Source organism: Chryseobacterium sp. HNCC26DJ239 (assembly GCF_057180445.1).
This window is the reverse complement of sequence record NZ_JBXUGJ010000001.1, coordinates 185,173-209,974: the sequence shown is the minus strand read 5'-3', so window position 1 is coordinate 209,974 and position 24,802 is coordinate 185,173. Positions and strand designations below refer to the sequence as shown.

Genomic DNA, 24,802 nt, shown 5'->3' with positions numbered 1-24,802 from the left:
AATGAATATAAAAATTTTAACACCAGAACAGGTAGTTTTTGAAGGAGAAGTAGATTCAGTTTTACTTCCTGGAAAAAACGGTGAATTTCACATCATGAAAAATCACGCAGGTATTGTTTCTTCTTTATCTGGTGGAAAAGTAAAGGTTTTTACTAAGTCTTTAGAAGCTACTTTTTCTAAAAACTTCACTCAAGAACTTGAAAAAGGTGAAACTGTTTACGCTTTTCCAATCAAAAGTGGTGTAATCGAATTTAATCATAACAAAGGAATTATCCTTTGCGAATAATATTTGAAAAGCTAAATATATTTTCAAAAAAGTGTAACTTTGGTTACACTTTTTTTTATCTTAAAAATCACCAAATCAGAAACCACAAACTGTTTTCATGAGAATATTGTTTTTAATTCTATTTTCGGTTTGCAGCCAGTTGAGCAATGCTCAAATCATTAAAACCAAAAGAGGAATTGTAACCATCGATGGTGTACATGTTGCTAAAGTAAACGATAAAGATGGTATCTATACCTTTATGGATCTCAAAGAAACTCCTATCTATACCGTGGAGTTTGTAGATAAAAGCGTTACAGATTCTGTTCGTGACAGCTACATTAAACTTAATAGGGTTTACAATAAAGACAAAACTTTAGAGTTGGATTATATTTCTCCTTCCGCATTTTCTGGGGAAGAAAAATCTGCTGTTTTTACTTGTATTAAAGATTTAAAAATTATTGACGAAAGAGGCATTAATATTAAAAATCTCGATGCCGTTTTTGCAAATTCTCCCAAAAGAAAATTAGATAACAGAACCAAAGAAGCATATACTGTAAAATCTAAAGTAGACCGGCTCAATATTACTGTAAATAATGTTGGTGAAATTTTAAGTAACGGAAAACCAGTTGGTTATTTTACCAATTTGCCCGTCAGTTTTGGTTCTGGAGATACTATTGAAGAAAAAACTTTAATAGATATTGAAATTTATGATGCGAAAAGTAAGTATATTGGAAGATATAATACGACTACTAAAAGATTAACAACCGCGAGCGGAAAAGTTTTTACCTTGTATAAAGACATGTCTGGAAGAGCTTCTATTCTAAAGTTTCCTACCTATAAATCTCTTGCCGAAAGAATGGCGATTTTAGACCCTAATTTTATTAAAATTCAAGAAAAAATTATTGTAGGTGAAGTAGTGAAAGACGGAATTGAAAAAGATAAAAAATAGATTTTATTTAAATTTAAAGAGTCCCGAAGGGACTATTTAGTAAAGGATAGGATGAAGACCTATCAAAATAATTTCAAATTAATTTTGTATAAAATATAAAAATCCTGAAATTAAATTTTTCAGGATTTTATTTTTATAAAGTGAGGAGCGAAGCTCCGAAATATGGGTTCTTTTACAAAGTCAGAATTACACCGTTTTCTTTCAATTGTTGCATCGGTTTTGAAAACCAAAACAATTCAAAATCATCAAAACTTTCTTCGTAATTATTTTTGAGATTTTGCAACATCGAAAGTTTCGAATTTTCAAAACTGTTTTCTTGCATTATTTTAATCAGCCAATCTGCTTTTTCTGTATCTAAATTGATACTTACGATATTCGTTTTTAAATGAAGCGTAATTTTTGTGTACGAATATTCATTCTGTTTTTTCTTTTTTATGCGATTCTCAGCGATTACATTTTTAGTTAAAAAAACAACTTTTGAATTGCCTTTAAATTTAAAATCTTCTTCTTCTAAAAGGCAATCATGAATATAATCTGGATGAACGGTCGTTCTCGGAATTTTAAAATCAAACCATTCCTGAAGTGGAAGCTCGAAATTAATTCCGTGCATATAATTGAACAAAGATTTCTTTAAACCAAATCCAAATTTCCCGTGGTCGATGCCGGTTTTATCAGTAAACTCGATGTCGTTGTTGGCGAAAAGTATTTCTTGTTTTATTGGAGTAACTCCAAATTCTTCAGGATTTAAACCTACCGGTGAATGCGCAGTCATTGCAAATTGATGCCAAAAAGCACTCTGTAAAATCCCCATTTCAAAAAGTTGACGAACCATTTCCAAAGAATCGACAGTTTCTTGAACCGTTTGCGTAGGATAGCCATACATTAAATATGCATGAATCATAATTCCGGCTTCGGTAAAGTTTCTTGTTACTTTTGCGACTTGTTCTACCGAAATTCCTTTATCAATAAGTTTTAGCAAGCGGTCACTTGCAACTTCCAAACCTCCCGAAACCGCAACGCAACCTGAAAGTTTTAAGAGAAAACACAAATCTCGAGTAAAACTTTTTTCAAAACGAATATTCGTCCACCAAGTTACAACAAGGTTTCTTCGCAGAATTTCTAAAGCAACTTCCCTCATCAAAGCAGGTGGAGCAGCTTCATCAACAAAATGAAAACCAGTTTCGCCAGTTGTTTGGATGAGTTCTTCCATTCTGTCGACCAGAATTTTTGCCGCAATAGGCTCGTAAATTTTGATGTAATCTAAAGAAATATCGCAAAAAGTACATTTTCCCCAATAACAACCATGCGCCATTGTAAGTTTATTCCATCTTCCGTCGCTCCATAAACTGTGCATTGGATTGGCAATTTCGATGACGGAAATATATTGGTCTAATTGTAAATCTGTATAATCTGGAGTACCAACGTCAACTTGTTTATAATCGTGTCGAGTTGAATTGTTTTTATAAACAACTTCTTGATTTTCAATAAGAAATGTTCTTTTGAATTCGAAATTTTCAGCCGCTGTATTTGTAATATTTTGATGAAGTAATTCAATCGGAAGTTCGCCATCATCTAACGTAATGAAATCGAAAAACTCAAAAACGTGTTTGTCTTTGATTTCTCTTAATTCAGTATTCGGAAAACCGCCTCCCATTGCTGTTTTAATGTACGGATAATTTTCTTTAATATACTGTGCACAACGAAAAGCTGAATATAAATTTCCAGGAAAAGGGATTGAAAAACAAACCAGTTTTGGCTGTACGAATTGCAGTTTTTCCTCTAAAATTTCTAATGTAATTCCGTCAATAAAAGTTTGATTTCCAGTAATTTTAGAGTATAATTCATCGAAAGAATTGGCAGTTTTTCCTAACCTTTCTGCGTAACGACTAAAACCGAAATCTGCGTCTATTACTTCAATAATATAATCGGATAAATCTTCTAAATATAACGTTGCCAAATGTTTAGCCTTGTCTTGCAAACCCATATTTCCGAAGGCAAATTCCATATCATCTAACTGATTGAAACGTGAAGCTTCGGGTAAAAAATTCATCGAACAAATTTGTCTTGCCAAAGTTGGTGTTTTCCCTTGAAGAAAAGAAATTACCTGATCGACGGTTTTGATATATTCGTTTTTTAAGCTAAAAATACGCTGTGAATTTTCTGAAATTGAAGAAATTTCGATGTTTTTATTGAAGATTTTTTCAAGTCCGGTTTTTGAAAATAATTGTAAAATAACTTCAATCCCCAAATCTAACTGAAAGCTTGAAATATTTTTGGTATTCAGAAAACCTTTAATATAAGCTGTTGCAGGATATGGAGTATTGAGTTGCGTAAACGGTGGAGTAATAAGAAGCAGGTCTTTCAATAAAAAAATTTTTGCAAATTTACGTTTTAAAATCAGATTTACATATTTTACTCTTTCATAGAAATGGTTTTAGAGAAAATTTATAAATTCACACTATGAAATTTTCTCAAATCGTTTTATCGGCGGCTTTTTTAGCGTTTTCAATGAATGTAAAATCTCAAAATATTGAAAATGAACAGGTTTTGAAACCATTTTTAGAAAAGCTAAATCAGGAGCAGGTTACTCAGATTTTATTTATTGGCGATTCGCACATTCAGGCAGATTATCTTACAGGATTTTTAAGAAAAGAGTTTCAAGAAAGCTACGGAAATGCTGGTCGAGGCTTGGTTTTTCCTTATCAAGTCGCGAATACCAATGGTTCTGAAGATTTTTCTTCTGCAACAAATACACCTTGGGAAACCTTTAGATTGGTTCACGAGCAAAAAGTTTTTCCCGAAATAGGAGCAAGCGGTTTTGTGATAGGAAATAAAGAAGATTCTTTTTTAGAAATCAGTTTTAAAAATTCAGAAGACAGTTTTGATAAAGTTTTGATTTACCATGATGAAAAAATGAATGGCAAATCTTTTTCTCTATATTTTGAAAATCAACCCCTTAAAAATTTTGCTGAAAAGAAATCACAATTGCTAAATCATACTGCAAAAGAAGGGCAAACTTTCCACGAAATTGTTTCTCAATACAATACAACAACCACAAAACTTCGCGCGTTGAACGGAACAAAAATTCTAAATCCTACCGCTGGTTCTGTGTATAAAGTTGAGAAAAACGATTATCAATATAATTCAGATTTCGAGAAAAGCATTAGCCTTTTCGGTCGTTTTAGTTTTACAGATTCTAAAACTGAAGTTTCTTACAAAGCGCCACAAAATGTGTTTTTGATGAGAGCTTCAAATCCTGAAGGAAATATTTTTTACGGGTTTCAGTTTTTAAAGAATGTAAAAAAAGGAGTGGTTTTCAATACAGTTGGCGTAAATGGGGCAACTTATGGAGATTTTTTGAAGTATCCGCTGCAACTACGGCAGTTATCTAAATTGAAATCTGATGTACTTTTTATTGCTTTAGGAACGAATGAAGCTTTTGGAAAAGTGGAAAAGGAAGAGTTTCAACAGAATATTGACCAAGTTGTTTCCCAGTTTAGAAAAGAAAATTCTAAACTCCCGATTGTTTTAATTGGTCCTCCCGATAATTTACCAAAAGAACCTCGAACTTTAGAAATTATTGGTTGGATAAAAGAAAGTGCCACAAAAAATAACGTTGCTTTTTTCAATCTTTTTGCAGCGATGGGCGGAAAAGGATATTTTAAGAAAGCACAAGCCAAAAAAGAGGCGAGTGGTGATGGAGTTCACTATTTAAAACCTGGCTACGAAAATCAAGCGGAAACAATTTGGAAAGCGATAAAAAAAACTGCAGAATAAAATCTGCAGTTTTTTATGCTTAAAACTGAAGGTAAATCGGTAAAACCTGTTCTGCAGTTTTGAAATATCCGTAAAGAATTAGGAACGCAAAAAAGACAAGAACGTAAGCAACAAGCGGAATTGTCTTCATTTTGCTTAGCGTTTTTTTTGCAGCATCGTCGGGAATAAAATGAATAATCATCGCGAAACCAATCATCCAAATTACCTTTTTGTAGTTTTCGTAAAACGGTAAAAATACGTCTGCATCGAAGTTGTAGATAATTTGATTAATCATCGTCATGGCTGCATCGAAGTTTTCGGCTCTAAAGAAAATCCATCCAAAACATACAAAATGGAATGTGAAAACTCCCATAATTACTTTGTAAACCAATGAATTATTTACTTTAGCTAATGATCTTCCTGTGGAAAGCATCCAAATTTTATGAATTCCTAAACCGATACCGTGAATGGCTCCCCAAATAATGAAATTCCAGCTTGCGCCGTGCCAAAAACCTCCTAAAAGCATGGTTGTTAAAAGGTTGAAGTTTGCGGCAATTCCTTTTGTATCACGTGTAATCATAGCTGGGAGAAGGAAAATTAAGAGTAAAATAGCCGAAATTCCTGAAGCGTAGATGTAATTAAGTTTAAAAAGATTTACAGACATTAAAAATGCTCCTGCCAAGAAAAGAGTTACAAAAATAAAAGAACCGATAGAGAATTTTCTGTTTCCTCCCAACGGAATATAAAGGTAATCTTTTAACCAAGAAGAAAGAGAAATATGCCATTTTCTCCAAAATTCCGTAATATTTTTACTTTGATAAGGCGAAATAAAGTTAGCTGGAATTTTAAAACCAAGCCACAACGCAATACCAATCGCAATATCGCTGTAGCCGCTAAAATCACAGTAAATAACCATCGCATAACCATAAACCGCAAAAAGATTTTCCAGACCTGTATGAAGAGACGGCGTATCGAAAATATAGTTAACCAGATTTAAAGTAATGTAATCAGAAATCACCAACTTCTTGATTAAACCTGAAACAATTAGATAAAATCCCATCGCAAAATCGTACTCCGTAATTCGATAAGGTTTATTGATTTGAGGGACAAAATCATGTGCTCTTACAATAGGACCCATCATAAGTTTCGGGAAGAAGGAAAGGAAAAGCAGATAATCTGTAAATTTTTTCGCAGGTCTGAAATCTCCACGATAGACATCGATGGTGTAACTCAAATTTTCAAAAGTGAAGAATGAAATTCCAATGGGTAAAATAATATGCAACGGATTGAATTCTGTATTGAAAAGTTCGTTCGAAACGGTAATGAAAAAGTTGGTGTACTTGTAATAAAATAGGATGGCAAGGTTGATAACAATGCTCAAAATTAAAAGCGAAGTCTTCCCAGATTTGTTTTTAGTATGATAAATGAAATTGGAAATTGCATAGTTTATTAACGCTGAAATAATAACCAAACCTACAAACCAACCACTTGCTTTGTAAAAAAAATACAAAGAAAAGAACGTGAAAACATATCTTCTCGCCGTATGATGGTTTTTTAGAATGAAAAATAATACAATAAAAAGCGTAAAAAAATACACGAAAAAACCATTATTAAATAATAAAGGATTTTTAGGATCATACAAAAACTGGCTCAGAAAGGCATTCCAGTCGAAGGTAGAAAAAAGATTTTCTAAAGATTTCATTGAGCAGTTGGAGTATTAGGTTTGTATTTTTTGTAGTCTTTCATGAGGGCTTGATAAATTTTCTGAGCTAAATATTCGCTCCCTTTCATATTTGGATGTATATAATCTTTATTGGCTAAAGGCGGATTTTGCGATGCCCATTTTACAATTGAATTTTCGCCACCCATGGTTTCAAAAAGATTGAAAAAAGCAAGATGATTATCGAATGCCAATTTTGCCTGTGCTTCTAAAACATTTGGAATTCCTGTTGCAGTTTGGTAAGTTCCGTTGTAAAGGAAGGCTCGGTCTGCACTGCTTATCAATAAAATATCACTATCTGCAAAAGCTTTATTGAATTTCTCTAAAACCGGAGTCATATTTTTAGTATAAAAAGTAAAATCAGAAGAGTCTGGCTTCCACAAAAGATTTACACCGTATTGCATTATAATAAGGTCGTAATGATTGGCTTCCTGAACCGATTTTAAGAAATTTTCATCAATTTTTTTGAATTCAATTCCGGTGATTCCTCTGAAAGAGAAGTTATCAAGGATAATTCCGTTTTCAGATTCGAAACTCATTCCGTATAAACGATAATTTGCTGCGTTGCTTTTAAAATTGGCAGTTCTTGTACTATCAGAAGATAATAATTGTGAATTAACGATGCTTTTTCCTTCAAGACGAATCGTTTTTCCGTTTAAATTAACAGTTGCAGCGTTAGAATTTCCGTAAAGAAGATATTTTTGCAGGGAAGGAACAACTTGAACAGATTTATCTTTAAACTGTGTATTTCCAACTCCGTTAAAGCTAAAACCAGAAACGTAGATGTTTTTCGCATCTTTATCCATGAAATTAGTGGTTTCCCAACCGCTTCCTTCAATAGAAGCTGTTTGTCTGAAATTCCCAACATTGGTATGAATGGGAAGAAAACCTACACCGTAACCGCCAAATTCTTTTTGCAGAAGACTTCTAAGGGTTTGTGTAAGCATATCTCCTTCAATCATGCTGTCGCCAAAATAAGCAATTCTGATTTTCCCTTTTCCTGTAGTTTTTAGCTGATGAAGTTTCTCCGCAAAGTGGGAGAGTGTGTTGATATTCTCGTCTTTATAAAAACGAGTAATAAGGTCTGGCTTTTTATAAAGCTCAAAATCTGTCGCTAAATTGTCAGTTCGACTATTTTTCGCGAATGTTTTTATGTCTTTATTTTCTTCTTTAACATCAGATTCTAATACATCCGTTAAAAGATTTACTTTATCAAAAGGCTCCCATTTGTAGCCGAAAGCAAGGCTAATCACTGATGAAATAAGATATATAAAAAAACAAATGGTAACCAGTGATACCACCCGCCAATTTCTATTTTGAGACATAAAAATTTAAGGAAATTTAAGACGCTAATTTACTTAGTTTCCATATTCCTTACAAGATGAAATAAAAAAAGCTTCAAAAAATTTTGAAGCTCTTATTTTTACTTTTTTCTGTGCTTTCCAGGAAGGAAAATTTAGTCTTTAAGTTGGTATTTGTGAATGATGAGATTAATCTTCCTCATCCATTCTCCGGGTTGTGTAGAGTAACCTGCGCTTGCGATGGCTTTTACCCATTTTCCGAAGTCTTCAGTTCCTTTTAAGGCGCTGTAATAATTTTTTCTGGCAATTAGCTTACAAAAAGCTTCGTAGCTTGCTTCTTTAGATTCAAATTGTTTGTATCTAGAACCAATGTTGTTTTTGCCTACAATTCCGAAATGATTATTTAATGTTTTAGAATTTTTGCTTGTTCCACCTCCCGATTCTACAAAAGCTACTGCTAAAATAATAGAACTTGGGATGCCGTACTTAGTAGAAAGTTTTTCTGCAAGAGTTTTGTTTTTTTGTATATAGTTCTGTTTCTGCTGTGCATTTAAGTTTAAAGAAACAAAGCTTAATACCAAACTCAAAATTACAATTCTTAAGTACTTTAGATTGTGTTTCATAATTGTATGTTTTGAAATCATGGTTGCAAATGTACCCCGATGAAAACTAAGTGCCTAATTTTTAACAGAATATAACGCCTAATTGCTGTTTTAAAGCGATATTAAGTTAAAATTTGTTAAAAATTTTGAATTAATAATTGTTTAATAATTTAATTAAAAATGATTTGTTTTGTGATTGATTGTTTAAAATTAATCTTTAAAATTATGAAATAAATAAAATTTTTAGAAAAATTAATTGTTTTTGTGCTTATCGCAAATTTTCAATTTTTGATTTTTTCCTTCCCTATAAAATAATGTTTTTATCGAAAAAGGAATTTTAATAACGATGTTTTTTGATGAATTTTCATTGATTTTTAGTTCTTTAGCTTTTTGAAAAAAAAGACATAAACACAAAAAACCTCAGAGAAAATCTGAGGTTCTATATTTCGTAAAGTTTAAAAATTAAATTTCTTTAAAGCTTAAACCTTGTTCTGCTAAAAGTTGTTGCTCCATTTGCTTGTAATGTCCGTTCACCAATTTATCGTGAATTGCTTCAAATGCAGCTAAAGTTTCGTTGATTTCTGCGTCTGTGTGAGAAGCAGTAGGGATTAATCTTAGTAAAATCATTCCTTTAGGAATAACTGGGTAAACTACAACTGATGTAAAGATTCTGTAGTTCTCTCTAAGGTCTTTTACCAAAAGAGTTGCTTCTACAGGCGACCCTTGCATCATTACCGGAGTTACACAAGTGTTGGTATCACCAATGTTGAAACCTCTTTCTTTTAATCCGTTTTGAAGTTTGTTGGTGTTTTCCCAAAGTTTATCTTTAATCTCAGGTCTTGTTCTTAAAAGTTCTAATCTTTTTAAACCTCCAATTACCATTGGCATTGTTAAGGATTTAGCGAAAATTTGAGACCTCAAGTTGAATTTCAAATATCTGATGATTTCTTTGTCTCCCGCGATGAAAGCTCCAAAACCAGCCATAGATTTTGCAAAAGTAGAGAAGTAAACATCGATTTGGTCTTGGCATTCTTGCTCTTCACCTGCTCCAGCTCCAGTTTTACCTAAAGTTCCGAAACCATGAGCGTCGTCTACTAAAAGTCTGAAGTTGTATTTAGATTTTAATTCGCAAATTTCTTTTAGTTTACCTTGTTGACCTCTCATTCCGAAAACTCCTTCAGTAATTACTAAAATACCACCTCCAGTTTCTTGCGCTACTTTTGTTGCTCTCTGAAGGTTTTTTTCTAAACTTTCAATATTGTTGTGCTTGTAAGTAAATCTTTTTCCTGCGTGAAGTCTTACTCCGTCTACGATACAAGCGTGAGAATCTACGTCATAAACGATTACGTCGTTTCTGCTTACCAAAGCATCAATGGTAGAAACCATCCCTTGATATCCGAAGTTTAAAAGATATGCAGATTCTTTTTGAACAAAATCAGCCAATTCTCTTTCTAACTGTAAATGCTGTTCTGTCTCTCCAGACATTGCTCTTGCTCCCATTGGATAGAACATTCCGAATTCTGCAGCAGCTTGTGCATCCGCTTCTTTTACTTCAGGATGATTACACATTCCTAAATAATCGTTTGCGCTCCAGAAAATTACTTCTTTACCTTGAAATTGCATTCTTGGCCCGATTGGTCCTTCTAATCTTGGGAAGATAAAGTATCCTTCTCCGTAATCTGCAAACTGTCCTAATGGTCCCGGGTTTTCTTTTATTCTTTTAAAAATATCCGACATGTCTCGTATGTGATTTTTAAGTAAAAAAGCCTTTTGTGATTTACAAAAAAGGCTTGTTATAATAATTTAATTCTTTTTATTTAATGATTTCTGTTTTAAAAACATCATCGTAGTTATGAAAACAGTTGTTTACAAAACCTTGTTCAGCCATCCATTTATCGCTATACACTTTAGTAATGTATCTTGAACCATGATCTGGATAGATTAAAACAACAAGATCATTCTCTGTAAACTGATGAGAGTTTGCATATTGCATTAAAGCTTGAGTAACCGCCCCTGTAGTATAACCACCCATTATTGCTTCTTTTAAAGCAACTTCTCTTGTTCTGTAGGCAGACATCTCGTCGTTTACACGTACAAATTCATCAATCTTATCAAATAAAAGAGCAGAAGGGATTAAATTTTTTCCCATTCCTTCAATTTGATAAGGGTGTACATCTTCTTGATTTATTTCTCCTGTCTCGTGAAACGTCTTAAGGATTGAACCATGTGCATCTACACCTATAATTTTAATATCAGGATTTTTCTCTTTTAAAAACTTTGCTGAACCCGATAAAGTTCCTCCAGTTCCTGTACAAGCAAAAAGATGGGTTATTTTTCCCTGGGTTTGCTCCCAAATTTCAGGTCCTGTAGTTTGGTAGTGTGCATCAATATTTAATTCGTTAAAATATTGATTGATGTATACCGAATTAGGGGTTTCGGCTGCAATTCTTTTTGCAACTTCGTAGTATGATCTGGGGTCATTCGCAGGAACATTTGCTGGGCAAACATATACCTGTGCTCCAAGAGATTTTAGGTAAGCGATTTTTTCCGGTTTGGTTTTGTCGCTTACAGCAAGAATACATTTGTAGCCTTTAATAATACACACCATGGCTATCGAAAACCCGGTATTTCCGGAAGTGGTTTCCACCACAACAGAATCATTGTTTAATAAACCTTTTTTCTCTGCGTTTTCTATGATATGAAGTGCAATTCTATCTTTGGTTGAATGTCCAGGATTATATGATTCTAACTTGGCATATACAGTTGCGGGAATATCTTTTGTAACAGTATTAAGCTTCACCATAGGGGTATTCCCTATAAGGCCAAGAATATTATCGTAAACATTACTCATTATAAATCTATTGTTAATTTTTCAACAAAAATCTGACCGCAAAAATACAAAAAATTCTATAACTATAAAGTTTTGTTTTGTTCTACAGCATTGATGTGTAAAAAAAATGATATTTTTTTTCGTGTTTTTTGGTTTTTGCAGTCAAAATGTACGCCAAATTTTTTAAATTTTGTTAAAATCGATATAAAATCATCTAAAAATCTTATTTTCGCAAGATTGATTTAATACTATGAAAAACTGGACTTTCAGGCAATGGAACACCGTTCTCGGATGGGTGATTTTCGCCATTGCATTTATCACGTACCTTTCGACCATAGAACCCAACTTTAGTTTTTGGGATTGTGGCGAGTATATTTCTTCTGCTGTAAAACTTGAAGTAACCCACGCTCCGGGAGCTGCTCTCTTTCAGATTGTAGGTGCGGTGGCAGGAATTTTTGCGTTTGGAAATGGAGAAAATTACTCTGTGGTAATAAATGCAATGTCTGCACTTTTTAGTGCATTTACAATTCTTTTTTTATTTTGGACAATTACTCATTTGGTGAGAAGATTGCTGAATAAAGATTTTGAAGAAGTTACAAAACATCAAGAAATTGCTATACTTTTTTCTGGTGTAATTGGAGCTCTTTGTTTTACTTTTTCAGATACATTTTGGTTTTCTGCAGTAGAAGGAGAAGTTTACTCTATGGCTTCTATGTTTATTGCGTTGTTGGTTTGGTTGGTAACCAAATGGGAAAACGAATATCTTTCTCCAGATTCAGATCGTTGGATTGTTTTAATTTTCTTCATTGTGGGTCTTTCTGTGGGCGTTCACATGATGTGTATGTTGGCAATTCCTGCAGTATGTCTTGTTTATTATGCAAGAAACTACGAGTTTACTTGGAAGAACTTTCTTGTTGCAAATGGAGTAACTTTAGTAATATTAGCGATTGTCTTTAAATTTATCTTCCCATTAATCATGACAATGTTTGGATGGTTAGAAATTTTTATGGTAAACGGATTAGGTCTTCCTTTCCATTCTGGGACTATTGTTGGTTTTGTTTTAATGGTTGCTATTTCATATTTCATTATAAAATATGCGAGAAAAACTAAAAGAAAAATCTATCAAACTATTGCTCTTTCTGCGGTATTTATGATTATCGGATTTTCTTGTTGGATGGTAATCCCTATAAGAGCAAATGCAAACCCACCAATGAACCTTAATGATCCGGATACTGCAATTGGTATGAAAGATTATTATAACAGGGAGCAATATGGTGACTGGCCAACATTTTACGGGCAAAACTATACAGCTTTTCTTGATGCAAACGGAATTCAGAAAAACGAAGACGGTAGTTTTAAAACTGATAAAACTGGCGACATTTACGAGAAAGACGAAAAAACTGGTAGATATATAAAAACTGGTGAAAGGTTTAATTATGTATTTAATAAAGATCATGTAAGCTTAATGCCTAGAATGTTCAGTGAAGACAAAGCTGTAATGGGTAATTATATGGCAATGTATGGTGCTCCAGATTTTACTTTCAATTTTGACAATCCGGATATTGCAGACAGCCCAGAAGCTCAGGAAATCTTTAATGAGCTTAGAACAAAATACGATCAAAAAGAAATTACTGTTTCTGATTATTTAAAAGTAAGACCTTATGATTTGATTAAAGTACAAAAACCTTCTTTGATCGATAATATGGATTACTTTATTACTTTTCAAAATGGGTATTATTTTGTAAGATATCTTTTCTGGAATTTTGCCGGAAGACAAAATGATCTTGAAGGAAACCAGGAAATTACTAAAGGAAACTGGATTTCTGGTATTCCTTTCATCGATAATGCTTTGTGGGGAGATCAAGACGCGATGCCTGCAAAATTCAAAAACGAAAGTACAGTAGCATTTTTCTTCCTACCTTTATTATTAGGTTTTTTAGGAGCATTTTTTCAGCTCAACAGAGATTTTGGAAGATTCTATGCCATTCTTTCTTTGTTTATTTTAACGAGTATAGGTATTATTTTCTACACCGGAGTAAAACCTTACGAGCCGCGTGAAAGAGATTATGCAATGGTTGGTTCGTTTTATACTTTTGCTATTTGGATTGGTTTGGGAGCAGGTGCCATTCTTTGGTATTTGCAATCTAAAGTAAAATCTAACGCAGCAAATGTAGGTTTTGGAGTACTTCTATTAGGAGTTCCTTTCTTAATGGCATTCCAAAATTATAACGTACACGATAGAAGTGAGCGTTATACTGCTTACGATTATTCATATTCTGTACTTAAATCTTTACCGAAAAACGACATTCTTTTTGTATATGGAGATAACGATACGTACCCAGTTTGGGCAATGCAGGAAACTGAAAGATTTAGAGATGATGTAAAAGTGGTAAACTTTACACTGCTTTCAACACCTTGGAATATCGATCAGGTGAAAAGAAGAACATACAACGCAATGCCAGTTCCAGGGCAACTTACTCATGATGATTATAGAGATGGTGTGAATGATCAAATTTATATCATGAAACCAGGAGACTGGAAAAATATTTTTGAAACTCTTCAGGAAAAAGGTACAGCTGAAAGTGTTTTGAAAGCTTTCCAAAATTATATTGTGAAAGATTCTATGACAGTAAAAGAGGCTGTAAACTTTATTAAAATGCGTTCTCCGGAAAAAGATGAAGTATTAAAAGAAATCTTCGGAAGCGAAAAATTTGAAAAGTACAATTTCTTGCCTGTAAATAAATTTGTAATTCCTGTAAATAAAGCAAATGCATTAAAATCAGGAACAATTAATGCAGCAGATTTGCCAAACGTTGTAGATCAAATTACAGTAAAGTATGAAGCTAATACTTTGTATAAAAGCAATTTGATTATGTTTGATATTTTGGCAAACTTCGACTGGAAAAGATCAATTAATTTCTCTTCTGGAGGTGTTTATGACAATGAAAATATTTTCTATCTTAATGAATATTTACAGTTTGATGGGTTCAGTTACAGATTGGTTCCTATCCGTACAGAAAGAAGTAGTGATGGCGAAATGGGAAGAGTAGATGCAGATAACCTTTATAATGTTGTGAAAAACTTTAAGTGGGGTAATTTTAAAGATTTAAATGTGCATTTTGATGAAACGGCAACTTCAAATATCATTAGTTATAGAGGAGCTGCAAGTAGAGCTGCTGCTGCTTTAGCTTTAAAAGGAGATAAAAAGAGAGCGTTAGAAATCTTAGATTTAGCTTCAAAAGAAATTCCTGCAGAGAAGTTTAACGATCCTAGATCATTAAGTTCTATGGTGTATGGGTATCTAATGGCGGGGCAGGAAAAGAAAGCGCTAGATCTTGCAGAAGTTTTGAAAAAAGGAATTTTTGAAGAATACGATTTCTATTTAACTCTAAGTTCAGGTGAACAACGAAATATTGGAAGGGCGATGAAATCTAAACCAGCAGAATATTCTCTTGTTGTAACTGCCGTTACCGATGCTTACACAAGATTGGGGCAAAAGCAAAAAGCTTACAATTACTTGGTGAAATCTATAGAACCAATTGATAAAAAATTCAATGCTTTTGTAAAAGATCTTCAATCAATGGGCAAAGAAAAAGCAACTCAAAAAGCAGAAGATATTCAAAAGATAACCCCATATTATCAATATCTTTTTGATGTAATGGAGCCTTTTGATTCTACTTACGCTAAAGAAAAAGAAAATCAGATTACACGTGCGATAATGAACGTTACTCAGTAAATCAATAATTAAAACGGAACTTCGGTTCCGTTTTTTTTTGTCTTGAAAATCAGCAATAATAGGCTATATTTGCAAAAAAACTCAAGTACGATGACCGATTCCGGAAACAAAAAACTTCCCATTTACGCATTTTTTCTGGCTCTTATTGTAAAGATTATTTTCTTGTTTACACACCATATTCAAGAAGATGCTTTTATTACTTGGCGGGTTGCTCAGAATCTTTTGGATTACGGAGTAATTGGCTTCAACGGAGAAACTAAAATTTCTGCCTCTACAACGCACTTGTATGTTTTTGTGTCGTACATTTTTAATTTAGTTTTTGGCAAAGAAAATTTCATAGAACCTTTATTACTTTTTAATTCGATTCTTTTTACAATAGGAAGCGTTCTTTTATCGCATCTCCTGTTTAAAAACAATAAACTTAAAGCTATTTTCATTGTATTATTTGGCCTTTTACCTCCCTCAATAAAGATTTCTATCCTAGGAATGGAATACGGAATAGTCTTCTTTTTAGAAATGGCTTTACTTTATTATGGTTTCAAAAAGGAGAAAAAATGGGTGCTTTTCTTTTTACCGGCATTCATTATGTTTACAAGAATAGATACCGTTATTTTCTTGGGGATTACATTTATTATCGATGTAATTTGGAATAAAAGAATTCGCTGGACCTATGTTTTCGGAGGAATTTTTGGACTTGCTGTTTCTTTATCTTTCAACTGGTTTTATTTTGGCGAAGTGGTAAACAACACAATTGTCGCTAAAAAATTAAGGTATGACGGAAACTTCAATGTTGCCCAAAGTTGGGAGTATTTCAATTACAATTATGGTAATTTTTGGGGAATGATAAAACTACCGGGAACTTTTAATCCGATAACCATATTAATTGCTATTTTCGAGCTGCTGTGCTTTATTTATCTTGTAAGACAACGTAATAGCAGAAATTATTTTCTATGGATTATTTTTATTTTCGCCTGGGTAAAACAGTTGGTTTTTATTTCTCAGAAAAGTCTATTCGATTGGTATTACTGGGTTCCACAGATTTTATTATTTGTTCCCGTACTTATATTTATTCTGGAAATTAAAGAAAAAAGAAACCTTTGGCTTACATTGTTTATCTTTTTCTATATTTTGCCAATGGTTGCTTTTCAAGCCGTACATTCTATTGCGACAGGAAACGGCGAGTGGAATTACAGAAGACAAATTGGTCTGTTTCTTCATACCTACGAAAAAGACAAAAAACAGTGGATTTTGCTTGAACCAGCGGGTTATGTGCCATATTTTTCCGGTTTAAAAACAATTGATGAAGTAGGCTTGGTTGATAAAAAAATTCAAAACGAAATTATTAAAGACCGAAAAAATTATTGGATAAATACGGTTAAAAACAGACAGCCGAAATACCTTCTTTCGTATCAAAATCTTTTCGCTGAAAAAGATTCTGCTTATTATAAGCAAAACTATAAATTGATAAAAGAATACCGAATTAAAAATTATTTGAAAAACGACAACGTTATTCTGGAAAAAATTTATCGCCTAAAACCGTCTGGGACAGATTATAATCTCTATGAAAAAGTAAAAAAATAGAATTTTAATTAGCTTTAATGAATCTGTGTTAATATTTTAAAAATATAGGTCAAATAAAGGTGAATTCCTTTGCTATATATGCTTTTTATTATTAATTTTACTTTTTTAAAATTCATTTGTAGAATGATTCTGAGCGATGCATCAAATTATCAAATAAAAAAAGTAGGATTTTTTGTAAAACCGCTTACTGAGATAATTCAAATTAATAATAATTCTAGACAATTCAATAATCATCAGTATTACACCATTGTAATATCTGTTGATGCTTTAACACTGAAAACGGACTTGGGCGAAGTAGCTGTAAATCCGAAATCTGTTGTTTATATTGGGCCGGGAAGAATATTTGAACTTCTTGGTGAGGTTACAAAAGAGACTTTTTGTATTGTTTTCAGATCATGTTTTTACGAAAGAACACCTCAAGATAGTTTTTTTATTAATTCTAAACTATTTTTCAACGCTCATTCAAATTTTTACATTGTTCCTATTTGCGAAAGTTGCTTCCACGAGAAAACAGCTCTTGCTAACAGAATGGAAAAGTTCAAATTGAAAGATGAAAGTCTTTATATTTCTTCAGCTCATAATTTTATCGAGTCTTTGCTTTTACATGCTTTTTTAGCGCAGGAAGAAGAAATTGTGATTGAAGACGAAAAGTTTGAATATGTTTCTTATGTAAATCGTTTCAGAGTATTGTTGCAAAGAGATTTTAAAGAACACAAAAAAGTTTCTTATTATGCGGGAGAGCTTCAGGTCTCCACAAGGAAGCTTACAGAGATCTCTGAATTGGTTGCCGGTAAAAAAGCAAAACAGCTTATTATCGAGAAAGTAATTAAAGAATCAGAAAATGCTTTGAAGTTTTCTTCACACACGATTTCTGAAATTTCGTATAACTTAGGATTTAATGATGAAGGAAATTTTACCAATTTCTTTAAAAAATATACAGGGAAAGTCCCGAGTGAAATGCGAGAACTTGTTTAAATTCTAATTTCACATTTTTATTGAAATTCTTAGATTGAAAAACACCGCTGATTGTGCGATAAAACATAATAAAAAAAAGATTCTGAAATTTTTCAGAATCTTTTCTTTTAGTTTTAAACGTATCTTTTACACAATCAAAGTATTTTCTTTTTTAAAGTTATTAAGAATTGGTTTTCCTATTAAACTCGAAAAAATATTTTGCATTTCATGGATGTATCTGCATTTTACAGAGTTTCCGTAAATTTTTAATCCTTCGATTATTTTTTTTGCAGAAAGATCAAAATCATATTTTATAAAATTTTCAGGTCTTTCATATCTTATTCTCTGTTCCGAACTGTATGTTTTAGAAAAACCAAGCTTCTGCAACCAATCTTCATTAATAGGTATGGGTTGTATATCTTCCGCAGATACTGTTATATTAGAAAAATCGTTTTCTATTTTTACATAATAATGATTTTCTTTAGGCTCAAATATTTCTTTTACTGCAAATGTCTGGTTTTGGTATTCTACCAGATTTGTGATTTTAAGTTCTGTAATATTCATGATGATTTTGGTGGTATTATAAGTATATTCTCTACCAAACAAATTGTATGCCCAGAATCTAGTGTTTGTGGTATGTAGCAGGTTTTTTAAGAACTTTTTAATATTTATTCATTATCACATTTACGACACCGCTTCTTTATAAATTTCCAGCGCACGTTCACGAGCTTTTTTGTGCTCAACAATAGGGAAAAGAATATAGTCGGAGGGAAGCCATTTTCTGATATATTTTGCGTCTTTATCAAATTTTTTCTGCTGTTCTTCCGGGTTGAAAACTCTAAAATATGGTGCGGCGTCGCAACCACAACCAGCTGCCCATTGCCAGTTGCCGTTGTTGGAAGACAGATCGTAATCTAAAAGCTTTTCTGCAAAATAAGCTTCTCCCCATCGCCAATCTATTAAGAGATGCTTGGTAAGAAAGCTTGCTACAACCATTCGAACGCGATTGTGCATAAAGCCAGTTTCGTTTAATTGTCTCATACCTGCGTCTACAAGGGGGTAACCGGTTTTGCCTTCACACCACAGTTTAAACTCTTCTTCATTATTTCTCCATTTTATATTTTCGTATTTTTCTTTGAAACATGTGGTGACAACTTTCGGAAAATGATATAAAATTTGCATGAAAAATTCTCTCCAAATCAGTTCATTAAGCCAGGTTTCGTTGTTTTGCGAAGCAAATTCTACACATTTTCGTACAGAAATGGTTCCGAATCTGAGTGCGGTACCGAGATGTGAAGTAGCATCAAGTGAAGGAAAATCTCTTGTTTCGTGATAATTTTTTATCAATTTTTCCTGCAGCTGTGGAACTGAAAATTCAAGTTCTGTTTTGTTGAAGCAAATTTCTTTTAATTCCAATATTTGGAAAGATTGATTCTGATAAAAGCCCGTAAAATCAAAGTCTTTAAAATTGAATTCCAAATTACGATACGCTTCTTTCCATTTTCTGGAATAAGGAGTGTACACTGTATAAGGTAATTTATCACTTTTTACGATGTCATTTTTTTCGAAAATTACTTGATCTTTATAATCAAGCATTTTGATATTGTTTTTTGCTAAAAACTCTGCAATTCTTCTATCTCTTTCAATTGCTTGTGGTTCGTAATCGCGGTTGCAGTACACGGTTTCTACTTCAAATTCTTTTAGAATTTTTGTGAAAGCATCAAGTGGCGTATCAAAATACGTTCTTGTGCTGCTGCCGTAAGTATTTAATTGCTGATTGATGTTTTGTAAAGCTTGATGGATATAATCTACTCTTTTATCATCTTTATTTTCGAGTTTAGAAAGAATTTCTTTATCAAAAATGAAGATGGGAAGCACTTTTTTATCACTTTTCAATGCTTCATAAAGAGCGGTGTTGTCGTCTAAACGAAGATCTCGTCTAAACCAGAAAATATTTATTTTGCTCATATTTTTTTAATTTTAGGAAGAAATAAAGATTCCATAGAATCAATTCAAAACCATAGAAAAAATCTTCAACTGGGATGGTAAGAATTCGGTACCCCATAAATTCTTCAGGGTTGTAATTTACAACAGGAGAGGGGAGTCCGGTTCCTGTAAGTAAACCATTTACCATTAAAAAACCAGGACTCAAAAGTAGGTAAATAATTAATGCTTTTCCTATCCAATCGGCTTTCAGAACGTATTTTAAGATAAGAATACTAAAGCTACAAGTTGTAAAAGCGGTAAATGTGTAGACTTGCTCACGGAAATAAATTGCTGTTGAAAATAAAGCAGCTGAAAACAGTAAGAGCAAAGGGTTTTCTATTTTTTTTATCCATGAAAAATTAAAAAACTTATCAAGGCAAAAATAGGTGAAAACACATGAAAAAGGAATGCATAAAAAGAACAAAACTTCTTCTATTGGAAGATTGTAAAGAGATAGACCGATGGTGTATTGATGGCTGAACCACCAAACTTTTTTTGCGGTAAATACCATATCCCATCCAATAAAAAATAAAGCAACAAAGGATGATGATAAAATAAAAGCTTTAAAAAACTTATTGAATTTTATCTTCGGGTGAAACGAAAAAATAAAACATATAAATATGGTAAAAAAGTTGATTAATAGATAGGTATACTGCATCATTTTTTGTCTTTTTTAAAGTACATTTTAAAGTATTTTACAGGTACCCACAGAAATCCAAAGCATTCGCCGTATTCTTTTCCTGTGTGTTTATGATGTTGTTTATGAGCTCTTCTAATAGCCAGTAAATAAGGGTTCTGTGTGTTTCTTAGTATCTTGAAACGTTGATGTATAAAGATGTCGTGCACAAAAAAATAGGCCATTCCGTATAGCGTAATTCCTAAAGCGATATAAAAGTAAGCATTAAATCCATTGATGGTTCCGTAATACATTAAAGCAATGGTAGGAATTGCAAAAATCAGAAAAAAATAATCGTTGCACTCAATATGACCTTCGTTAGAATGATCGTGATGATCTCTGTGTAAAAACCACATAAAACCATGCATTACGTACTTATGAATGCACCATGTGATGCCTTCCATAATAAAAAATGTGATTAAAACGATTAAGAAATTCATAGAATTTTAACTAGGGTGTAAATTTTTTAGCTAATATTTTGTAGCGGTAATCGAAAATATGTTCAAGTCTTTTTTTTACCATAATATTGTGTGCGATTTCGCCTAGAAAACCTAGTGGCAATTCGTAATCTACCGTATCAATCATCAAAACACCTTTTTCGTTGGGGATAAACTCGTGATGATGGTTCCAGAGTTTAAAAGGGCCTTTTTTCTGAAAATCGGTAAAACTTTTTTCTTTTTCAACCTGAGTAATTTCAGTTTGCCACTCCAATTTAAGTCCAAATAAAGGAGATACATAGTAGTCGATAATCATTCCTTCATATATTTCTTCGTTTTTTAGGTCTGTTCTTACAATAAAACTCATGTCTTTTGGAGTAATTTCAGACAGATTTTTTGCTGCAGAGAAAAAATTCCATGCTGTAGAAATATCACAATGAAGTTGCTGAGTTCGTTTAAGGGTGTGAATCATAAATTTATATTAGATAATCGCGATTTTATATTGAAGATAACTGCTCATCATTACGGCTATTTTCTTTCCGTTTGAAATTCTAATTCTTTTCTTTAAAATAGATTGTGGAGGTGTTTTTCTTATTTTATTGAATAAAGAAATATAATATCTATAGGCTAAGTAGACGCCAAATTTTGAGGATTTTGGCAGCATTTTTATTCCTTCCAAAGCAAGTCTAAATTCTTCCTGTATATCTTTTTCAATCTGTAATTTATCTTCAGTATTAAAATTAAGAATATTCACTCCCGGAAAATAGGTTCGTCCTAAAATTTCAAAATCGTCATTCAAATCACGCAAAAAGTTTACTTTTTGAAAAGCAGAGCCCAGTTTCATGGCGAATGGTTTTAGTTTTTCAAACATTTGCAAATCGCCGTCTACAAAGACATGTAAACACATTAAACCCACCACTTCTGCAGATCCAAGAATATATTCTTTGTAAAGTTCAGAATTGTAATCTATTTTGTGAAGATCCATTTCCATGCTTTTCAAGAATTGATTTATTAACGAATGATCGATTTTATATTGATAAACAGTTTCCTGAAAAGACTGTAGAATGGGGTTTAAAGAAATTTTTTCAGACAACGCTTCTTCTGTCTGAATTTTTAATCTTCTAAGCAAAATATCTTTATCGTATCCATGAAAACTGTCTACAATTTCATCCGCAAGTCTTACGTAGCCGTATATCGCATAAACAGCATCTCGAATTTTTGGGGACAATGCCAAAATCCCAAGCGAAAAACTTGTACTGTATTGCTTTGTAGTTTGCTTGCTGATTTTATAAGAAAGTTCGTCGAATTTCTGTTTCATATCATTAAGATTAAATTGTGACTAAATTTGCAGCTATTTTACCTGAAATAATAGACGGCGGAACACCTGGTCCCGGAACCGTTAATTGCCCTGTGTAAAATAGATTTTTTATTTTTTTATTCTTAACCGAAGGCTTTAAAACAGCGGTTTGGCTTAAAGTATTGGCAAGTCCATAAGCGTTACCTTCGTAGGCGTTGTAATCTTCTTTAAAATTATCCAGACAAAAGCTTTTTTTATAAATAATTGCATCCTCCAAATTTTCTGTTTTTGTATGTTTTTCAATTCTTTGCATCATGTTTTGAAAATACTTCTCTCTCATTTCCGCAGAGTCTTCAATCCCTGTAGCAACAGGCATTAAAAGAAAGAGATTTTCACAGTTTTGAGGAGCAACGGTTGGATCTGTTTGTGAAGGACAGCATACATAAAAAAGAGGTTTTGAAGGCCATTTTTTATCATCATAAATTTCTGAAGTATGTACATCCAAAGAGTTTTCAAAGAAAAGTGTGTGATGATGAATGTTAATTTTTTTATTCAGTCCTAAATAAAAAATAAGGCATGAAGGGGCGAAAGTTCTGGTTTTCCAATATTCTGAAGGATAATTTTTTTGATTGTGATCAATAAGTTTAGATTCTGTGTGATGATAGTCACAAGAAGCAATCACGCTATCAAACTTTATTTCTTCTCCATTTACTGTGATTGATTTTACTTTACCGTTCTCTGAATTTATGCTTGAAACTGTGGCGTTTTTGTGAAGCTGAACTCCTAAATCTTCGCAAATAGCCATCATTGCTTCAATGATCTTGTAAAAACCGCCCATCGGATAAAAAGTTCCTAATTTATAGCCTCCATAATTCATAAGGCTGTAAAGAGCCGGGATTTTTTGAGGAGAAGCACCTAAAAAAATTACAGGAAATTCCATTAATGTACGAAGTTTTTGATCTTTAAAATATTTAGAAACAAAGCTTCGGAAATCAGAAAGAAGGTCTAGTTTAACAGAGTTTTTAAGAATTTTTAATGAGAAAAACTCAAACCAGGAAATACAAGGTTTGGTTACGAAATCTTTCATGCCTATTTCGTACTTCGTTTTGGCGTCATTCATAAATCGCTCCAATTGATGAGCTGCACCGGTTTCAATAGATTCAAAAATAGCTTTCATTTGCTCAAAATTTGCAGGTAAATGCAAATTATGATCAGAAAAAACCATTTCAAATTGAGGATCTAGAGAGATTAAATCGTAAAATTCTGAGGTTTTTCTACCAAAATCTTCAAAATAGGCATCAAAAATATCAGGCATCCAATACCAACTTGGGCCCATGTCGAATACAAAACCATTCTCAGTTTTGAATTGTCTGGCTCTACCGCCAAAATTATTATTTTTCTCGAAAACATGAACTTCGAAGCCTTTTTTTGCAGCGTAAGACGCAGCGGAAAGACCAGAAAAACCTGATCCAATAACAGCAATTTTAGTTTTCATAATTATTTTGGAGAATTTTTTGTAAAAAAATAACTTCAATTTTTCGGCCAAACTCGTTTATTTATGGGCTTTTTTTTAAATAATATGATTCTGGTCATCAAAAAAATATTAAAAAAATTATATGGTAATTAAGAATTTTATATCTTTACCACATGCTTTTCAACTTTTTTCAGGTAAACTTGGAATAGAATTTGAATGGTGTCTTATGCCTACCTCACAAAATTTAATTAGCATTTTAAAGCAATCAAAATATTAATTTAATTTAAAAACACTTAAGAGAGGATATTTTATTATTGGTAATATCAAACTTCTTCTACGGGATAAAATTATTTATTAAAATTATAGAAATTGATTTTAAGTAATCTTTAAAAATAAATTCAATATGATTTGGATTTCGCAAAAAGGTTTTTTGAATTGAAATTTTACTAGCATGGAATGCTCACACCAAACACAATAGCTAAGTTAAACCTTATTAATACTGAGAGTTTAAATATTGTAAATTCCTCAAATAATAAACAAAATGCCTAGAAAAGTAGTACAAGGTCCTATTAGAGACAAACAAAAAACTAAACAAAAACTGCTTGGTGCAGTTGGTGAAATTTTGAAAACGAAAGGATATTCAGGTCTTATGGTAAGTAAAATCGCTGCAGTTGCAGGATACGATAAGAAACTTATCTATGAATATTTTGGGAGTACAGATAAGCTGATTGATGAGTACATCAGATCGCAAGATTACTGGAGTAATTTTAACGGTGAAACAGATTTGGATCTTTCTGATGGCGGAAGACAGTTGTCTAAAAACGCAATGATTAACCAATTTGAAAACCTTAAGAAAAATAAGGAACTTCAAAAAATCTTAATTTGGGAGCTTTCAGAAAGTAGATCGGTGCTTAAAAAAGTGATGGATGAGCGCGAAATTATTGGCGAAGAGCTATTCAAAAACATTACAGATCCTCACTTTGGAGAAGATGCAACGAGATATCGTGCAATTACTGCTTTAATGATTGCTGGGATTTATCACCTAAACCTTTACACAGGTTATAACGGAACTACATTCTGTGGTATTGATCTAAAAACAGAAGCAGGTAGAAAAGAAATAGAAGCTGCTATTGAGGAAATGGTAGACTTTGCCTATAATAAAAAAGAAAACAAAAAGTAAATCTTCGTATGAAGATTTACTTTTTTTGTTGATAACTCTGAAGTTTTATATTTTCAGA

At 32.5% G+C, this 24,802-nt stretch carries 20 protein-coding genes; 7 read left to right on the top strand and 13 right to left on the bottom strand.

Annotation, left to right across the window (positions count from 1 at the left end):
- Nucleotide 1 precedes the first annotated feature (1 nt).
- Together AC2A1D_RS01010 and AC2A1D_RS01005 are read left to right on the top strand one after the other, a co-directional pair.
- Nucleotides 2-286 (top strand): FoF1 ATP synthase subunit delta/epsilon, encoded by a 285-nt coding sequence (locus AC2A1D_RS01010; RefSeq protein ID WP_484041806.1) that lies wholly within the window; start codon nucleotides 2-4, stop codon nucleotides 284-286.
- 97 nt (nucleotides 287-383) lie between these two features.
- Nucleotides 384-1,214 (top strand): hypothetical protein, encoded by an 831-nt coding sequence (locus AC2A1D_RS01005; RefSeq protein ID WP_484041805.1) that lies wholly within the window; start codon nucleotides 384-386, stop codon nucleotides 1,212-1,214.
- Between the two features lie 172 nt (nucleotides 1,215-1,386).
- On the opposite strand, the gene AC2A1D_RS01000 is transcribed toward AC2A1D_RS01005, so the two are convergent.
- Nucleotides 1,387-3,579, bottom strand: coding sequence for a B12-binding domain-containing radical SAM protein (locus AC2A1D_RS01000; RefSeq protein WP_484041804.1), 2,193 nt, complete (start codon nucleotides 3,577-3,579; stop codon nucleotides 1,387-1,389).
- Nucleotides 3,580-3,674: 95 nt separating this feature from the next.
- Here AC2A1D_RS01000 and AC2A1D_RS00995 point away from each other — a divergent pair, with 95 nt between their 5' ends.
- Nucleotides 3,675-4,991, top strand: coding sequence for a GDSL-type esterase/lipase family protein (locus AC2A1D_RS00995; RefSeq protein ID WP_484041803.1), 1,317 nt, complete (start codon nucleotides 3,675-3,677; stop codon nucleotides 4,989-4,991).
- Nucleotides 4,992-5,010: 19 nt separating this feature from the next.
- Here AC2A1D_RS00995 and AC2A1D_RS00990 read toward each other — a convergent pair whose 3' ends face one another.
- The 5 genes from AC2A1D_RS00990 to AC2A1D_RS00970 form a co-directional block, all read right to left on the bottom strand.
- Nucleotides 5,011-6,672: an MBOAT family O-acyltransferase gene (locus tag AC2A1D_RS00990; protein ID WP_484041802.1), complete on the bottom strand. Its 1,662-nt coding sequence runs from the start codon at nucleotides 6,670-6,672 to the stop codon at nucleotides 5,011-5,013.
- Nucleotides 6,669-8,015 (bottom strand): SGNH/GDSL hydrolase family protein, encoded by a 1,347-nt coding sequence (locus tag AC2A1D_RS00985; protein ID WP_484041801.1) that lies wholly within the window; start codon nucleotides 8,013-8,015, stop codon nucleotides 6,669-6,671. The genes AC2A1D_RS00990 and AC2A1D_RS00985 overlap by 4 nt, the downstream gene beginning before the upstream one ends.
- 131 nt (nucleotides 8,016-8,146) lie before the next feature.
- Nucleotides 8,147-8,614 (bottom strand): glucosaminidase domain-containing protein, encoded by a 468-nt coding sequence (locus AC2A1D_RS00980; RefSeq protein WP_484041800.1) that lies wholly within the window; start codon nucleotides 8,612-8,614, stop codon nucleotides 8,147-8,149.
- Between the two features lie 441 nt (nucleotides 8,615-9,055).
- Nucleotides 9,056-10,330, bottom strand: coding sequence for an aminotransferase class I/II-fold pyridoxal phosphate-dependent enzyme (locus AC2A1D_RS00975; protein WP_484041799.1), 1,275 nt, complete (start codon nucleotides 10,328-10,330; stop codon nucleotides 9,056-9,058).
- A gap of 76 nt (nucleotides 10,331-10,406) precedes the next feature.
- Nucleotides 10,407-11,444 carry a PLP-dependent cysteine synthase family protein gene (locus AC2A1D_RS00970; protein ID WP_484041798.1) on the bottom strand — a complete coding sequence of 346 codons (1,038 nt, stop codon included), beginning with the start codon at nucleotides 11,442-11,444 and terminating at the stop codon, nucleotides 10,407-10,409.
- Nucleotides 11,445-11,673: 229 nt separating this feature from the next.
- Here AC2A1D_RS00970 and AC2A1D_RS00965 point away from each other — a divergent pair, with 229 nt between their 5' ends.
- The 3 genes from AC2A1D_RS00965 (at nucleotide 11,674) to AC2A1D_RS00955 (ending at nucleotide 17,715) form a co-directional block, all read left to right on the top strand.
- Nucleotides 11,674-15,159 carry a glycosyltransferase family 117 protein gene (locus AC2A1D_RS00965; protein ID WP_484041797.1) on the top strand — a complete coding sequence of 1,162 codons (3,486 nt, stop codon included), beginning with the start codon at nucleotides 11,674-11,676 and terminating at the stop codon, nucleotides 15,157-15,159.
- A 90-nt stretch (nucleotides 15,160-15,249) separates the two neighbouring features.
- Nucleotides 15,250-16,740, top strand: coding sequence for a hypothetical protein (locus tag AC2A1D_RS00960; RefSeq protein WP_484041796.1), 1,491 nt, complete (start codon nucleotides 15,250-15,252; stop codon nucleotides 16,738-16,740).
- Between the two features lie 123 nt (nucleotides 16,741-16,863).
- Nucleotides 16,864-17,715, top strand: coding sequence for a helix-turn-helix domain-containing protein (locus AC2A1D_RS00955; protein WP_484041795.1), 852 nt, complete (start codon nucleotides 16,864-16,866; stop codon nucleotides 17,713-17,715).
- A 126-nt stretch (nucleotides 17,716-17,841) separates the two neighbouring features.
- On the opposite strand, the gene AC2A1D_RS00950 is transcribed toward AC2A1D_RS00955, so the two are convergent.
- From AC2A1D_RS00950 to AC2A1D_RS00920, 7 genes are all read right to left on the bottom strand, one after another.
- Nucleotides 17,842-18,258: a hypothetical protein gene (locus AC2A1D_RS00950; RefSeq protein WP_484041794.1), complete on the bottom strand. Its 417-nt coding sequence runs from the start codon at nucleotides 18,256-18,258 to the stop codon at nucleotides 17,842-17,844.
- Between the two features lie 120 nt (nucleotides 18,259-18,378).
- The gene (locus AC2A1D_RS00945) at nucleotides 18,379-19,662 is read right to left on the bottom strand and encodes a cryptochrome/photolyase family protein (RefSeq protein WP_484041793.1); all 1,284 of its coding nucleotides are present in this window, start codon (nucleotides 19,660-19,662) and stop codon (nucleotides 18,379-18,381) included.
- Nucleotides 19,634-20,341: a lycopene cyclase domain-containing protein gene (locus AC2A1D_RS00940; protein ID WP_484041792.1), complete on the bottom strand. Its 708-nt coding sequence runs from the start codon at nucleotides 20,339-20,341 to the stop codon at nucleotides 19,634-19,636. Before AC2A1D_RS00940 ends, AC2A1D_RS00945 begins: the two co-directional genes overlap by 29 nt.
- Nucleotides 20,338-20,796 carry a sterol desaturase family protein gene (locus tag AC2A1D_RS00935; RefSeq protein ID WP_484041791.1) on the bottom strand — a complete coding sequence of 153 codons (459 nt, stop codon included), beginning with the start codon at nucleotides 20,794-20,796 and terminating at the stop codon, nucleotides 20,338-20,340. Before AC2A1D_RS00935 ends, AC2A1D_RS00940 begins: the two co-directional genes overlap by 4 nt.
- 10 nt (nucleotides 20,797-20,806) lie before the next feature.
- Nucleotides 20,807-21,265 carry an SRPBCC family protein gene (locus AC2A1D_RS00930; RefSeq protein ID WP_484041790.1) on the bottom strand — a complete coding sequence of 153 codons (459 nt, stop codon included), beginning with the start codon at nucleotides 21,263-21,265 and terminating at the stop codon, nucleotides 20,807-20,809.
- Nucleotides 21,266-21,274: 9 nt separating this feature from the next.
- Complete coding sequence (locus tag AC2A1D_RS00925) at nucleotides 21,275-22,111, bottom strand: phytoene/squalene synthase family protein (RefSeq protein ID WP_484041789.1); 837 nt, start codon at nucleotides 22,109-22,111, stop codon at nucleotides 21,275-21,277.
- 10 nt (nucleotides 22,112-22,121) lie between these two features.
- Nucleotides 22,122-23,585: a phytoene desaturase family protein gene (locus tag AC2A1D_RS00920; RefSeq protein WP_484041788.1), complete on the bottom strand. Its 1,464-nt coding sequence runs from the start codon at nucleotides 23,583-23,585 to the stop codon at nucleotides 22,122-22,124.
- Nucleotides 23,586-24,105: 520 nt separating this feature from the next.
- Between AC2A1D_RS00920 and AC2A1D_RS00915 the strand changes: the two genes are divergently transcribed.
- Nucleotides 24,106-24,744, top strand: coding sequence for a TetR/AcrR family transcriptional regulator (locus AC2A1D_RS00915; protein WP_484041787.1), 639 nt, complete (start codon nucleotides 24,106-24,108; stop codon nucleotides 24,742-24,744).
- Nucleotides 24,745-24,802 lie beyond the last annotated feature (58 nt).